Origin of the sequence: Corynebacterium sp. LK26, from assembly GCF_014335085.1 — a bacterium.
GTDB lineage: Bacteria > Actinomycetota > Actinomycetes > Mycobacteriales > Mycobacteriaceae > Corynebacterium > Corynebacterium jeikeium_D.
This window is the reverse complement of record NZ_PDHB01000017.1, coordinates 1-16,340: the sequence shown is the minus strand read 5'-3', so window position 1 is coordinate 16,340 and position 16,340 is coordinate 1. Positions and strand designations below refer to the sequence as shown.

Sequence of the window (16,340 nt, the reverse complement as noted above, 5' to 3'; positions counted from 1 at the left end):
TCTACGAGCGCGCCTCCACAAACTCCGCCACGCGCTCGACTGTCCGCAGACCGTAGAATTCGCGCACGCCAACCTCCACTCCCAGCTCTCCACGCAGCAGTGCGCAGAGCTTGATGACCGCCATGGAGTGCCCACCCATGTCAAAGTAATCAGCATCCACCGGCACGTCCTCGGGCTCAATATCTAGCGATTCGGCAAACAGCTCCGCCGTGATCTCCTCGGTTTCGTTCGCCGGTTCGCGGCCCTTCTCCGTGATCCTTTCTCCCTCACCCAGTGCAGCAAGGTCGGTCTTTCCATTCGACGTCACCGGCAACTCATCCACGATCGACCATCGATCCGGGATCATGTAGCTGGGCAGTTCCTCGCGCAATGCATTACGCACGCCAGTCAGGAAACTCTGCCGCTCCCCCTGGTCCGCATCGCGCAGTTGTGGGGCCACGAGGTGACAGGCCAGGAGTGTGGCGTCGGATATACGAACAGGAACGGTCACGCAGTGGAGGATGCGGGGATCAACGCCGCGGGACACGGCGGCCGAGACGTCGCCGGGATCCACGCGGTGACCACGAATTTTCACCTGATCGTCGCTGCGTCCGAGGTACTCGAACATGCCATCCGCACGCACGCGGACGATGTCTCCCGTGCGATACATCCGCTCACCCGGGGCGCCCCACGGGCAGGCGACCATGGAGCTGGCGGTGCGCGCCGCGAGCCCATGATACTCCTGCGCTAAGCCGCTGCCCGCGAGGTAGAGCTCACCCGGCGCTCCTGTAGGAACGGGGCGCAACCACGGGTCCAAAACGAACGCCGCCGTGCGATCCACCGGCATTCCGATCACGGGCGTGGCGCTCTCATCCGTGCCAGCACCCAGGGCGTTGATGGTGTACTCGGTGGGTCCATAGAGGTTGTATCCGCGCACGTCATCGGCCTTTCGCAAGGTCTCCCACACGCCGTGCGAGACAGCCTCGCCGCCCAAGAGCACCAGCCGCGGGCGATGCGCGCCGGATTCCAGCATCCCCTCCGCGAGCAGCTGCTCGGCAACGGTCGGGGTGACGTTGATGACATCCACCTGATGCGCGCGAATGGCCTCAACCATGGCCGCAGCATCGCGTCGCAAATCCTCGGAGAAGATCCGCACCTCGTGGCCTTCCACCAGCCAAAACAGCTCTTCCCACGACATATCGAAGGCGAAGCTGATGGCATGCGCGATCCGCAACGTCCGCCCATCGGCAGCAGCTGGGGCGAAGATCTTGCGCCGGTGATTGTCCAGCATGTTGTGCAGCCCGCGATGCTTGATCACCACGCCCTTGGGCTTGCCGGTCGATCCGGAGGTGTACATCAGGTAGGCATCGTCCCCGGGCACCGCCGCAGGCGTGTGGGTGGTGGCGTGGGAATCGGCAGTGGTGACGTCGACGCAAGGAAGCGCACCGATCCGCTCCATGCGCTCCCGAGAACTCGAGTCCACCAGCGCGGCTGCGGGCTGGCTGTCCTCCACGAGGACCCGGAGCCGCCCATCGGGGTGCGTCAGATCAAGCGGCGCGTAGCGCACCCCTGCCCACAGGGCTCCCAGCAGAGCCACCACCGAATGCGCGGAGCGCTCCACCGCAATGGCGACAGTATCGCCGCTGGTCACGCCGCAATTCTTGATCTTTTCCGCAATGTCGGAACAGCGAGCAATCAGCTCACCGAACGTCCACTGCTGTGCGTCATCCGCTAGCGCGATGCGATCTGGGAAGCGCTGGGCGGTGTCCTTGAGCTCATCCGCAATGGTGCGGTCAATGCCTTCGGCCTTCTGCCAGGAAGCCATCTGCTCCGTCGTGCTTTGCGGGGAAGAATCCTCCGCTCGGGCTGGCGCCAACTGGGCCAGCTGAGCGAGCGGGACCTCTGGTGTGTCCACAAACGCGGTCAGGACTTCGGTCGCGGCCTTGAGCACGGAATGTGCGAGGGACTCGTCCACCACGTCGTGGCGGAATTCCAGCTTGATGCCCAGCTTCGGCCCCGGAGTGAATACCCAGGTCAGAGGGAAGTGCGTGGAATCTTCCGCGCGCTCCTCCACAACCCCGTGGCGTTCCCGAAGTTCCGCTGCTGCCTGCGGATCGAGGAAGTTCTGCACCACCACCATGGAATCGAACAGCGTGCCTACCCCCAGCTGCCGCTGGATGGCGCCGAGGTCCGCGGAATCGTGGTCCATATCCTCGATGCGCTGGCGATAAACATCCTGGACCAGTTCTTCTATGCTCTGGCCGGGCCGAGCTGTCACTCGCACTGGCACTGTGTTGAGCAGCACTCCCACCACATCAGACATGGCGGGGTCGCTCAAGGCATCGCGGCCACTGACAGACTGACCAAACACCACATCCGAATCCCCTGTGACAGCACCCAAGGCCACGGCCACGGCTGCGTTGACCACGGAGGTCAACGTCACGGCCTGCGCCCGGATCTTTTCCTGCAGTGCGCCGGTCAGCTGCTCGCTGACCTCGGCAAACACCTGGCGAGGCAACTCGCTACCAGCGTGCTCTGAAGAGATATCCGCGGCCTGCGGGGCAACGAGCGTGGGCTGAGACAACGTCTCTAGGCGATGTACCCAATAGTCGCTATCTGCCTGCTCTTTGCGAGTGTCAACGGACTCGAGCAGGGCGTCAGCAATAGAACAACCGCGAGGAACCAACTCTCCCGCACCCTGCGTGCGGGCCTGGCCGGACCTCAACGTCAGCCTCTCGAGGAAGGTTTGCAGCATCACTGCACGCGACCAACCATCGACCAGAACCAGGTGGTAGGTAAGAAGCAGCGTGTCGCCAGGCTGTCCGTCACTTCGGCCGGTGACGATGGTTGCCTTCGCCAGCGGCACGGATGCGAGATCGATGCCCGCGCTGCGATCAGCGTGCATGATCGCCTCGAGATCCCCTTCGGTGGTCTCGACGGGGAGGTCAATGCCCTGTCCACTCCACGGCAAGTTCTGCACGGGTTGGCCGGAAGCATCGGTGTGGAACTCCGCGCCCATGGCTGGATGCACGGTCACTGTGTCCCGGAAGGCTTCCACCACGGCCTCGGCATCCAGTCTCCGGTCAAACGTCAACGCAGTCTGTGCAACGTAGGCACCCGGTGCTGCCACCTGTGACTGGAACCAGATTCCGCGCTGCAGCACGCTCAGCGGAGCGCGGCGTCCTGAGGATTGCTCGCGGCTGACGTGCTCCTGCAACTCGCGAGCAACCTCGCCGATGGCGCTGCGCAAACGCTCGGCGGAAATCACCGCATTCACCACGGACAGCTCCATGCTTACGGCCCGCTCGCTAGACCACACATCGGCCTCCACCAGGTAATCCGTCCACTGGCAGGCGGCATCGCCCGGCGCGTGGAGGACAGCGCCAGTCTCTCCCCGTCCGAGGTAGTTGACCAGGATCTGTGCCCCATGGGCCAGGGTTCGCTGCCCTTGCGGGTGTGTGTATCGCAGTGCCTGATAAGTGCGGCGGTCCGGGGCTGTGCCGTCCTCGTGGAGCGCGCGCATTTCCGCTGCGGCACGTGCTGCATCCGCTGGATCAGCCAACGGGATTTCCACCGGCGCGATGGTGGTAAACCATCCGAGGGTTCGACCATAGGAATGATCAGCCGGACGTCCGTGGCCTTCTACGTCCACGGCCCAGCTCCGCGCGTCCGTGCCCATTGTTCGAGCCACCGCGACGGTCACCAGTCCTGCCACGAGGTCCTGAACGTCCACACCCATCACGTCGGGTGCAACGCTCTGCAGGACCTGCGCGGTCTGTCCGTCAATGTTCACTTCGAGCGTGCTCACATGATCCGTACTCCACTGGTTCGAGTCCTCGACGGGCCGTGGCAGCGTAGCCAGTTCACTCCAGTGCAGGGCATCCTGAGCTGCTGCGGTGTGAGCATCGTGCAGTTCTTGCAGGCAAAGATCCTTGTAGCTCGCCTGCCCGGAGAGAATCCTGCGCCCTGCGAGCGCATCGCGCAGATCGTCTTCCAGAATCATCCAACTGGCGCTATCGATCACCGCGTGATGAGCAACGGCCTTGACGTACCCATCCACACACCCGAGCACCACGCTACGACCAGCAGCAATATCGATGTGATCGATCAATGCATCCACGTCCAAAGCCCGCACAACCATAGGGCCGTCTCCCTCGGCACCAACAAAGTGCGCGAACGCAGAACTGGTGTCCACGCGCGTACGAAGCATCGGATGTGCCTGCGCTACCTGCTGCAGGGCCTGTTCCAAGTCCTCCACAGCGACTGGCCCCAGATCCAAGCGGCGCGCCTGCACAAAGCGGTCGCTCATGCCTCTTTCCATCTGCCTGCGCAGCATCGCCGGGATGGGGAAAGCCCCCGAGATCTCCTGGTGCCCGTCCTTGGGCAGGGCTTCTTCCTGGCTCTGCCTTGTTTCCTGGATTTTCTGCTGGGTGGCCTGCGGCGTGACCCGCTCGGCAATCTTGCGTGGCGTGCGGCCCAAGAAGAAGTCCCGCGGAGTCACGTTGAGATCAGCGCGCGCCAGCGCGTGAGTAACGCGGATGGCAAGAATACTGTCTCCACCTAAGCGGAAGAAGTCCGAGTCCGGCTCCACCTCGGCGCGGTCCAAGCGAAGTGCATCAGCAATTGCCTGCGAGATCGCCTCCACCAGATCCGAGGTGCCCGAAGCCTGCTGAGCAGCAGGAATCTCACCCAGAAGGTCCAGGATCGCGCGCTCATCCCGCTTGCCATTGATGGTCTGCGGCACCTGCGTACTCACCGCGAATAGCTGCGGAACCATGTAGGCAGGGAGCGCGTCTCGGGCCGCTGCGGCAGCTCGGGAGGTGATCGCCTTTGCGTCGGCACGAGAATCCGTAATCAACAACGCACCCGGCACCTGGCCTTCGGGCAGATCGACGACCACCACGGTGGCCTCCCGCACACCGCTGACCTTCTCCAGCGCGCTCTCGATCTCCCCCAGCTCCACGCGATAACCGCGCAGCTGCACCTGCCTATCGGCGCGGCCCACGTAATCCAGATGACCGTTGTTCAGCACCTTTGCCATGTCATTGCTGCAGTACATCCGCGCGCCGCCGCCAACGAAAGGATCGGCCACGAAGCGGGAGGCCGTGGTAGAAGCAAGCCCCCAATAACCCGCGGTGACCTGCGGCCCGGCAACGTACATCATGCCGGTCTCTCCAGGCTGCACCGGCTGTAATTGCGCGTCCAGAACATAGGTACGCAACCCGTCCATCGGGCGGCCGATCGGGCTGCGGGCCTCCCCTGCATTCTCGGAGCATTCGTGTGCTGTGACGTGCACTGTCGTCTCCGTGATGCCATACATGTTGATAAACCGAACATTCGGATGAGCACTGCAGTAGGCAGCCTCCGCGCGGGCCTCCAAGGCCTCGCCGCCGAAGATCACCGTGCGCACCGCAGAGTCCTGCCCGAGGTGCGGCTCCAACGCGGCAAAGGCGGTTGGGGTCTGGCTCAGCACCGTGATGGCTTCGGCACGCAACACCTCTGCGGCATCCTCGGGCGAGCGCATCAGCGCATACGGCATCACCACGGCACGCCCGCCGGAGCTCAGCGCTGCCCACATCTCCCACACCGAAAAGTCAAAGGCGAAGCTGTGGCTGATCGACCACACGTCCTCCTGCGAAAACTCCACGTGGCTGCGAGCATTGCCCAGCATCGCGGTCACGTTGGCGTGTGTGACGGCCACGCCCTTCGGCCGCCCTGTGGAGCCGGAGGTGTAGATCACGTAGGCGATGTCATTGGCACGGGCCACGCTTGCCGACCGGCCCGCAGGCGGCTTCGCTTCCCCGCTCATCGTCTGTTCACTGACCACGAGGACGGGACAATCTACCAGCTCAGAGACCATTTTTTCCGCGCTGGGAGACACCAGCACGGCATCGGGCTGGCAATCCTCCAGGATCAATTCCACCCGCGCTTGCGGGGACAACGGATCCACGGGAACGTAGGTGCCGGCGGACATCGTGGTCGCCAGAATGGCCGCAACCTGCCACGCATCGCGCTCCATGAGCAGGGCTACTCTCGGGGTGTGGATGGCAACCTTCCGGTCCAGCACAGCGCGTATACGCTGAGCGGCGTCGTCTAGTTCTTCGTAGGTCCAATGCTCCGCAGCACCGTCTTCTCCGATGCTGGTCAGGGCGGGCCGGTCGCGGGAGTGCTCGAAGCTGCGTCGCCACAAAGAAGGAAGCGTGTCCACACCAGATACCGCACCCAACGCCTCTGCAACCTCACCCACGGTCGCCACCGCACCGGATTCAGACAGCAAAGAATCCACACTCACCGCGAGCATCTGCGCGATCCTTTCGGCACGTACCTCGGTGATTCGCTGCGGATCGTAGATCAGGCGCAGTGGGTGCTCAGCGGAAGGGTTGACCACGACGGACAGGGGAAAGTGCGGCGCGCCATTGTTGCGCACGTCAGCAACCTGTAGTGGCGAGCCGGGGCAGCCCACGTCCTGTGGAGATAGCGGCACCTCCACCACCATCAACGTATCCAGCAGTTCGCTGGCGTTGGTTCCCAGGTCGCGGGCAATATCAGCCAGGCTGACGTGCTGCACATCGCGGACCTGATTGTTGTGATGGACCATGGCGTGCAGCATGCTGGTCACCGGCAGGGTGGGATCAGATTGCCCCGGCGCGACCACCGGGATGGTGTTGAGCTGCATGCCCACGGCATCGGCCACGCCAAGAACGGGAATGTCACGGCCGGAAACGGAAGTGGCAAACACCACGTCAGCCCCAGGTTCGCAGCCCACCAAGGTGCGAAGGACCAGCCCCCACGCCGCGTGCACCACATCCGGCAGGCCCACACCCGCTGCCCGAGCACGCTCAGACAAGCCAACAGTCCGCGGATCGTCTACCAGCAACTCCCGGCGCTCGAGCGAACTCGAAGGATTAGGGCACAGCACCGTGGGGCGTACCTCGCGCATTTCCTCGCGCCAGACGGACATATCGGCTTCCGCGTCTCTGCGCGCCACCCATCGCACGCTGCCGGCCATTCCGGCGTCCGGGTCGTAGCGCGGGATTCGGGCATCGTCATCCCGGTAGATCTCCAGGAGATCCCGCAGCATGATGGGCACGGACCATCCGTCGGCGATCAGGTGATGCACCGTCTGGATCACGGCGATGTCCTGGCCACACACCGCACCATCGACACTGGTCGGGAGCACAACGGTCCATCGCATGAGCGGCTCGGGCGCGGCATCACCGGGCGGCTGCAAGGAGATTCCCCGCGAGAGGTCATCAGCGGCAATCTCTTCCGTACGCTGCACGAGCCACCCGTCTAATCCAGGCCCAGCCAACTCGGCAGGCACCGTCACGTCCCGAAAGTCCACCCGCAAATGCTCGGCAATCCCCGGATCAATCACGGCAACCACATCGCCACCGTCAGTTTCCCAAGGGCGGGTGCTCAGTGCGGGGTGGCGTCGGATCAAATTACGCGCAGCGCGGGCGAATCGCTCCCGGTCAAACGGTTCGCTGCATTCCACCCGCAAGACCTGTTGCTCCACATACGAGCTGGCCGATTCCTCGAATAGCGAGTGGAAGTACATGCCGTGCTGCAGCGGGGTCAGCGGCAGCACGTCCTGCAGCTCCGCGGAGCTCTGCGCAGTGATTCGTGCCAGGTCCGCAGAGTTCACGGGTGCGGGGGCAACGTCGCCCACGGACAACACGCCGTGATCGGCAAGCGCTGCCACCTCGCGCAATGCCACATCCCAGTGCGCGACCAATTCGTCGATCCGTTCGGGGGAGATCCTGCCGCGCGCCCAGGAGATCGTGGTGCGCAGGACGTATCCCTCGCCGGTGTCTTCGGCGATCGCGTTGAACTCCAGCTCGCGGACCAACGGCTGGTCCGGGTCGCGTTGCTCGCCGAGTTGGCCGGTGGAACCCGCGGGAGCGAAATCTTGTGCTCCTGCGGATACGCGCCCCAAGTAGTTGAACAGCACCTGTGCCTGCGGAGGGGTCTTCGCGGACTGATGCAACCAGGTGTGGGCCTGGTAAGGAACGCCGTTGCCGGGGATGGCCGCGAGCTGGTCTTTCACTGCGTTGAGTGCCAGCGCTAGCGGGGCGATGCTGCCCTCGACCTCTGTGGAGGCCTCCTGCACTGCCGCCCGGGTGGGGTCGATCAGCATGGGATATAGGCAGGTGAACCAGCCCACCGTGCGTGAAAGGTCTGCTTCCCTGCCCTGTGGCCCGGGTACGAATCGGGTTTCGCGGCCGTGCCCCTCCATCTCCACCAGGGTCCATGTTTGTTTGTTTCGACGCCAACGCGCCAACGCCACGCTCAATGCCGTAAGCAATACGGAATTCGCCCCCGTGCGGAAAGCGTGGGGCACCGCACCCAGTAATTCGTCCGTGATCTGCACTGATGCCTCATGTACCACGCTGCGCTCCTCACGGACTGTGGGCGCTTTCTCGGGACTATCAGCAAGCGCTGGCACCTGCGGGTCCCGCAGAGGTTCATCTGCACTCGGCAATGGGGGCAGGGAACTATTGGCATCCTCCGCGAATTCGCCAGTATCAACGGCCTGTTGCAGCAGCTGCGTCCATCGGCGCAGGGACGTCCGCTCCGGCGCGAGCTGTTCCCCGCGATACGCCGCGGCGAGGTCCTCGCCGATAATGTTCCATGACACGCCATCGACCACCAGGTGATGCACCACAAGGCGCAATCTTCCGGGCACCAGCCCAGCCGCTACCACCACTCCGACTGCCGGATCCAGCAGTTCAGAAAGCGCAGCGATGTCCGTGGTGGGGTGGATCGCCACCGCTTCTTCGGCAGATTCCTCCGGGAGTTCCAGCCGCAAGGGATTCCGCTGCACACGGGCCCGCAGTGCAGGGTGCGCCTGCAGCACGTCAGCCACCATTCGCCCGGCCAGCTGCGCATCCACATCTTCTGGAACTGAAAACTCCACGGACTGAATGAAGCCGTCCACGTGATCAGTAATGGAATCGAACCAGCGCAGAATCGGCAGCGACTGCACCTCACCGGTTGGTTCATCGTCTGGATCCTGCACGAAGGTTCCGCGCTCTTCGGCGCACCGAGCCAGTTGCTGTGGAGTGCGCGCAGAGAAAATATCTCCCACACTCACCTCCACCCCGCGCCGTCCCAGAGCCGAGACCAGGGTGATGGCCCGCAGGCTATCGCCACCGATATCGAAGAAGTCCGTCTCCGCACCCACCGCGCTAACCCCCAATGCTTCAGCCATTGCCTCCGCGAGCAGAGCAACGGTTTCCCCGTCACGTTCAGCATCGGCCGGGGCATCAGTGAGCGAGCTCCAATCAGGTTCCGGCAGTGCCTTCCGATCCACTTTTCCGTTGGCCGTCCGCGGCAACTCATCCATGACGGTGATAATCGCGGGCACCATGTATTCGGGCAGTACCTCGGCACACCAACTACGGATCGCAGCACCCACGAGGCCCGCAGTCACCGTCACGTAGCCCAGCAGTCGCCCCTCCCGAGCAATCACGCTCGCCGCCTCCACATCTGGGTGTCCCACCAGCGCAGATTCCACGTCCTCCAACTCCAGACGCATGCCACGGATTTTCACCTGATTATCGGCCCGCCCCACGAATTCCAGCGAGCCGTCGTTGTGCCGGCGCACCAGGTCTCCCGTGCGGTACATCCGGGTTCCGTCCGACGCAAACACATCCGCAACAAAGCGGCTGGCCGTGAGTCCTGGGGCATTGATATACCCCTTGGCCAGCAGGAATCCGGCCACATAGAGTTCACCAATTTCTTGGTCTGGAACCACCCGCAGGTGCTCATCGAGCACATAGAGCCGACAGTTGGGATTGGCCACACCGATGCTCGTGTTGAGGCGATCCTCGTCGTCACGGTAGATGACGTGGGAGACACCGATGGTAGCTTCCGCTGGCCCGTACCCGTGGTACAGCGGGATGGCCAGCTGCTGGCGAAAGCGACGGAACAGCGCCTGGGTGAGCATCTCTCCGCCACACCAGACATGCCGCAAGCTGTCTAATAGATTCGTGCCTTCGGCCTGTTTGAGCATGACGTCGAGAACACTCGAAACCAGATACGCAAACGTCACGCCCTCGCGATGGATGAGGCGGGCCAAGCGTTGGGGGTCTTGCTCCACGCCCGGCGCGGCCACCACCACGCGGCCCCCGCAAACCAGCGGCAGGAAGATCTCATTGATGGAGATATCAAAGGCCAGCGGTGCCTTGAACAGGGAGGCATCATCGCGGCCGAAGAACAGGATCTGATCGCGCTGCCAGAGCAAGCGCTCCACGATCGCACCGTGGCGGATCATTGCGCCCTTTGGGCGGCCGGTGCTGCCAGAGGTAAAGATGACGTACGCAACGCTGTCCGTGGACGGCGGGGTGAACAGCTCGCGGGTGGCATCGAGGTCGAATAGCGCGTCTTCGGTGAGCGCGCAGTTGTCCGGCGTGAGTACGAAGCTCAGGCTGGCATCGTGGGTGACGGATTCCCGGCGCGCCTGCGGCCACGAGGGGTCTAGCGGGACAAAACTGCCACCGGCGAGCAACGTGGCGACGATACCCACCACCATCTCCGCGCTGCGCGGCAGGGAGATTCCCACACTCTGACCAGCGTCAATACCGTGTTCCCGCAAATTTCGCGCTACAGCAGTTGCATGGGCGACGAGCTGCGCATAGGTCAGTCTGTGCCGGTCATCCACCACTGCGAGCGCATCCGGGGTCTCCTGCGCATGCTGCAGGAGCAGGCTAATCAGGTCCGGGCGATCGCGATCCTGATCCGTGTCATTCCATATGCGCTGCTGGGCGATCCGATCCTGTTCACTGCGGCCATGACCGATGACGGCGCCGCCATCTCGAGAAGCAAGCGTATCGCCAGAGGAAAACGGAGTGTGAGCAGACGATCGGGTGGGCACAAAGAGCCTTTCGGTTGATGGGGAAACAGGGAATCAGACGCGGATGGCGGACGTCGGGCTAGGTGTCAGCCAACCTCAAGCGGAGCACGGCTCGGGAAAATCAGCCTGCGATCAGGTGCGAAGAATCCCGATGTTGCTCGGAGCGGAGATCTTCATCCGCCGGCGCACGATGCGTGCGTTGCTGACCCGTGATGGCCTCCACCAGTTCCCCGGAGCGGGTCGCGATGTTGGAGAGCAACGTGGAACCGAGTCCATGCGTGGCCTCAGTTGCTCCCTGCACGAAGAGTCCTGGCACGCGCTCGCCATTGAGCACGGCGCCGTAATCCCTAGTGACGGTGAATTCTTCACTGCCGTGACTATCAGCGTGAATCCCCGCAAGACCGCGAGATCGGAAGCCCGTGGCGCACACCACCACGTCAAAGTTTTCTGTCACCACGTCTCCGGTTACTCGGTGGCGAATGTCCACGTCGACGCTGCCGTCGGAACAATTACGCGCACCGAGCACCTCCGTGGTCCGGCGAATATCGAGCCGCTGACGCCCGGTGACGCTTTCCCGATACTGACGGTCGTGGAGCTCATCGAGGAGCTCAGATTCCACGCAGGCGTAATTGGTGTACCGGTGGCGGATCAACAGCTCGTTGCGGATCGCATCGGGCGCATGGAAGAAGTCATCAACGGCCTCCGGGTCGAACACCCGATTGGCGAAGGGGCTGTCATCGGCGGGGATGAAGCCGTAGCTGTTCAAGCTGCCCGTGACGGTATCGATATGCGGGCAATCGTGGAAGTACCGGATGGCCTCGGCTGCGGACTGGCCCGCGCCGATCACCAAAGCTCGGCGGATATCCCACCCACTGTTCAGCAGCTTCTTGGTGCGCGGGAGCAAATCGATGTTGTGGAAGATGCGCGAGGTGTCCAAGGAGCTGTCCTCTGCCCACGCAGGCATCTTGGCTTCCAGCCCGCGGGCAACCACCACGTTGCGGCAGCGAATGGACTCCGACTGCTGAGCTCGCTGCCCTTCGGACTCACCGCTTCCTAACTTCCTGCGGACGTGCACCACAAAACGAGCTCCGTCTGCGGCCAGTTCCGGAAGCGTCTCGATGGACGTCACGGTGGTGTTGTACTGCGTGTCCACGGTGATGTGATCCGCGATCCATCGGAGGTAATCGGCGAATTCCACGCGTTCCGGGGTGAAGGTTTGGCGGTTAATGAAATCAATCAAGCGGTCGCTGTGATGCAAGTAGTTGATGAAGCTGAAGCGGCTCTGCGGATTGCGCACCGTAACCAGGTCTTTAAGGAAGCTGATCTGCATGTTGGATCCTTCGAGGAGCATGCCTGGGTGCCAGTTGAATTCCGGGCGGGCTTCCACAAAGAGTGCATCGAGTTCTGGAGCTTGCTCTTCGATAGCTACCGCGAGCCCGAGGTTTCCGGGGCCGATGCCGATCCCGACGATGTCGCGGACGGAATTTTCGTGGGTACTGCGCTCTGCGGATGTCTGAGCTTGACGATCGATGATGGTCACTATGGCCTCTCTGTAGGATGCGCCAACCAACTTCTTAGGGTAGGCAATGCAAAGGGTAGGCTAACCTATCTTCTATTGCTCAACAACCCCCTAGCGGGAATTGCTCACCCCGCGTCCGCAAACTCCCAGCTAGAGGCTTCACATCAACTACGTCCTCGGCTACCGACTGGAAGGCCCTCCCCACACACAGGACCACCGTGGTACGCCCGCGGCGAATATCTCTCACCGCACGCGCCACTTTCATGCCCGTCATTGAATCCACTGACGAGACCGGATCAACCATCACCAACATCTCCGGCTCAGCCAGTAGCGCTCGTGCCAATCCCAGCCGCTGCCGCTGACCACCGGAAAGATTGCGCGCACCTTCGGTCAGCTCGTGATCCAATACCCCGGCTGAATGAGCCGCCCCCGGCGCCAGTTCATCGAGCCCTAAGGCGTTAAGAATGTCTACTGCATCCTCCGCCCTGCCCTCTCCAGAGCTCCGCAGCACCGCCTGCCCCACTGTGTCCCCAAACAATGCCGGCTTCCGAGGCTCGGCAAGCACAGCGGAACGCACATCGTCTACCGAGATCTCGCAAATATCGCGCCCCCGGATCCACAGTTGTTGAGTTTGTGGCCTAGTCAGGGAGCCAAGCTCCATCGACTCCCCCGCGACCAACGCATCCACCAGAGCATCTGCCCATGCGGCTGAACAGTGCACCACCGTCAGTCGCCCCTCTGCGAACGCCACGGAAGCCTGCTCTGATCCCTCGACCTCGCCGTCTCCTTCGGCCTCACCGTCTCCACCGCGCATGGAAATGGCAGGCGTGCCAATCTGAGCAGATGGCACGCCCTGCCCCTCACGCAGCCGCTGAGCTTCCGCCACGCGCTGCAGCCTCCGAACGGAAGCCCTCGCCAATCCAATGAAGCGCGGCATTCTGCTGCACTGCCGCATCGGCTCCGCGATAAATTGTGACAGCGCCACCACGGTGACCAACTCCCCCAACGTCACATCGCCGGAAATGGTTCGATAGCCCGCGTACAGGCCCACCGCACTCAGCAACAGCACATTGCTGCCCATCGCCACGGCTTCATAACCTCCGCTGACCCACGCGAGCTTCCGAGCATCCGCACACGCCTCTTCAGATTTACGCGCATATCCACGGTAGGCCGGATGCGCGCCAGCCACTCCCGAGATCACCGGCAGCCCCTGCAGAATGTCGGTCATGCGCGCGGTCACTCGCGCGAGCAGAGTTTGTTGCCGCTCCGCGCGGCGTTCAATGATCTGAGACAGCCGGTGCAGGACTATCAACACCACCGCGCTGAGCACCAACACCACCACTCCCAGTGGCAGATCAATCAGCGCCAGAACAATCGTGCAGAAAATGGCTCCCACCAGCGCACTGATCCCCACCGGGACCACTTCGATGATGTCTACCGCCTGCACCACGTCTTCACCCACCACCGTGGGCAATTCCTGGCGAGGCAGACTGTCCGCATCGTCGGAATGCCCACCATGGCTCACCACCTGCGAGGTGATGCCTGCCCGCAATTCACATACGTTCCGAGCCGACGTAGCCTGCAGTATCCGGAACCCTGTCTGCCAGCTCACAGACACCGTCGCCAGCGTAGCGCCTAAGGCTGCGATTCCACCCACCAGGTGCCACACATTCTCGCTAGCGATAAGACTGTGCGCCAACCATCCCAGTAACACCGCAATCATGGCTTCTGCCACGTGGTAGATGCTCAGCAACAAGCCACTCAGAGCCATCGCGCGAGAATTTTTTCTGACCAGCCCGCGCAGCGTCACCACCTTGTTGTCAGACACGCGCCTGCCTCCCCTGCTCATTCCAGGCGGTCCACATATCGGCATATGTTCCGTTTCTTGCTGCCAGCTCCTCGTGCGTACCTGTTTCCACCACGCGCCCGCGCTCCATCACCACCACGCTATCGGCGGAGGTTGCTTGGCTGAGCCGGTGCGCAATCACCATCGCCGTCCGTCCGCGGATCGCCGCGCGGGCAGCGTCCTCCAAGGACATCGAAAAGGCCTCGTGTGATTGCTGTGTTTCCTCGAGGTCACCGTCATCTTCGGCCGTTGATTCGTCAAGAATGACGACGCCAGCCCGAGACAATGCCACCCTGGCCAGCGCCAGACGCTGTGCCGCCACCGCATCTACGTGCAGGCCCCCTTCGCCCAGCATTGTGTCTAAGCCCTGCTTGTCGCCATGGGACAAGGATGTGCACCAATCTTCCGCACCGGTTCGGCGCAGCGCATCCCATATTTCTGCGTCGCTGGCACCTTCGGCTGCCAGCAGGAGATTATCGCGCAAACTCATCGCGAAGACGTAGTTTTCCTGGGAGGCAACGCAAAAGATCGAGCTTCTTTCTTGCGCACTCATTCCCACCACGTCGCACCCCCCAACGGTGATCACACCCGGCTCTGCCATCTCGAGGGTTCCAGAGACAATTTCCGCAACCGTGGACTTGCCAGCTCCCGATCCGCCGACCACGCATACCGTGCACCCCGCAGGGATGTGGAACGCCAAGTCATGCAAGATCTCTGGGCCATCCTCGTACCGATAATTCAGGCCCTTGACCTCTACAGCTGGACTCTGCCGATGCGAGGAGTAGTCATCAATCGGCTGTGGCGTATCCGCACCCGCGGAGCGAATGAGTCCCACGATGCGCCCCAAGGCCGCCCCGCTGCGCTGCAGTTCATCAAAGGTGAACAGAATCGTGCCGATCGGCACGAACTGACGGTGGAACAGAATCAACGCTGCCGAGATCTCGCCCACCGTCACCGCATCTTCGCGGAAGAGCAACCAGCCTACGACAGACAGGGCTGACAACCCCATGAACTCCGCGAAGTTCTCCCGCGCCACCAGCCCGGAAAACACACGAAACGCAGCGATTGATTCGTCCCGCGAAGCCTGCGCGTAGCGCCTGGTGAGACCTTGGCGGCTATCCACCAGCCGATGCGAACGAACCGAACGAATGCCCTCCATAGAACCTTGCAAGGAACCGATGACACCGGCTTCTAATTCGCGTTGGCGTCGATACAAAGGGGCAGAACGAGGAAGATACCATCGCAACCCCAGCGCATAGAACGGAATCCCGCACAGCCCCGCCAACGCGAGGCGCCAATCCAACCCCGCTATTCCAGCGCTGGCCACCACGACCATCACCAGCGCGCTGAGGGTCGATGGAACCGACTTGCGGGCACTGCTCACCAGCGCGGCGACATCCGCACCAACTCGGCCCAGCACCTCTCCCCGGCCCAGGGACTCCACCGTGGTGGAAGGCAGATTCAGCACCGCGGCGACGGCGCGCTCACGCAACTTCGCAACTACCTGGGCAATCGTCACACCCGTCAGCGCCTCCGCAAGGCCAGCGACAACGGCAGTACCAACACACGCCACGGCAGCCCACACAATCACCTTCAGCACGCCAGACTTGCCGTCACCGGCGGCTACCGCATCGATGACGCTGGCCAGCAGATAAATGGGCACCAGAGAGAGCAAGGCACCGGCGAAAGTGAACAGCACCGCACTAATTGCTGGAGTTGCGGTGCGACGGAGCAGGCGGCCAATCTCCGCAGCGGACTCACCAGGCAAAGCAGTGGGAAGTACGGCACTCACTTAAGCGTGAGACTTTCCTGCCGGTTGCAAGGTGGTCCACTCGCGGTCGATGAACTCCATCGCCTCGTCCCGCGATACCCCGCCGTCTACGCCACGGGAAGGGTCTCCCAGAGCCACGGTCCATCCGTCTGGCACGGCGGCGAACGTAGGCCACAACGAGTACTGTCCCTCGTCGTTGATAAGGGCGAAGAAGCTGCCCTGTTCGTCATCAAACGGGTTGCTAGACAACACGCGCTCCTTGTCTCATGATGCGGAAATAACGGGTTTATGGGCTGCGTTGGCCAAAGTGGTGGCACAAGTGCAGCAAGCGTGAATTAACTTAGCATAACCTAATATGCAGCTTTTG

Annotated in this window: 5 protein-coding genes; all 5 read right to left on the bottom strand. The window is 62.7% G+C overall.

Annotation, left to right across the window (positions count from 1 at the left end):
* Position 1: 1 nt before the first annotated feature.
* The 5 genes from CRD13_RS09195 to CRD13_RS09175 all read right to left on the bottom strand — a co-directional run bounded on the left by CRD13_RS09195 (position 2) and on the right by CRD13_RS09175 (position 16,222).
* The gene (locus CRD13_RS09195) at positions 2-10,858 is read right to left on the bottom strand and encodes a non-ribosomal peptide synthetase (protein ID WP_011274123.1); all 10,857 of its coding nucleotides are present in this window, start codon (positions 10,856-10,858) and stop codon (positions 2-4) included.
* Positions 10,859-10,958: 100 nt separating this feature from the next.
* On the bottom strand, positions 10,959-12,377 hold the full coding sequence (locus tag CRD13_RS09190; protein WP_011274124.1) for a lysine N(6)-hydroxylase/L-ornithine N(5)-oxygenase family protein: 1,419 nt from the start codon (positions 12,375-12,377) through the stop codon (positions 10,959-10,961).
* Between the two features lie 79 nt (positions 12,378-12,456).
* Complete coding sequence (locus CRD13_RS09185; protein ID WP_011274125.1) at positions 12,457-14,184, bottom strand: ABC transporter ATP-binding protein; 1,728 nt, start codon at positions 14,182-14,184, stop codon at positions 12,457-12,459.
* Positions 14,177-15,994: an ABC transporter ATP-binding protein gene (locus tag CRD13_RS09180; protein WP_011274126.1), complete on the bottom strand. Its 1,818-nt coding sequence runs from the start codon at positions 15,992-15,994 to the stop codon at positions 14,177-14,179. The genes CRD13_RS09185 and CRD13_RS09180 overlap by 8 nt, the downstream gene beginning before the upstream one ends.
* On the bottom strand, positions 15,995-16,222 hold the full coding sequence (locus tag CRD13_RS09175) for an MbtH family protein (RefSeq protein WP_011274127.1): 228 nt from the start codon (positions 16,220-16,222) through the stop codon (positions 15,995-15,997).
* Positions 16,223-16,340: the final 118 nt, after the last annotated feature.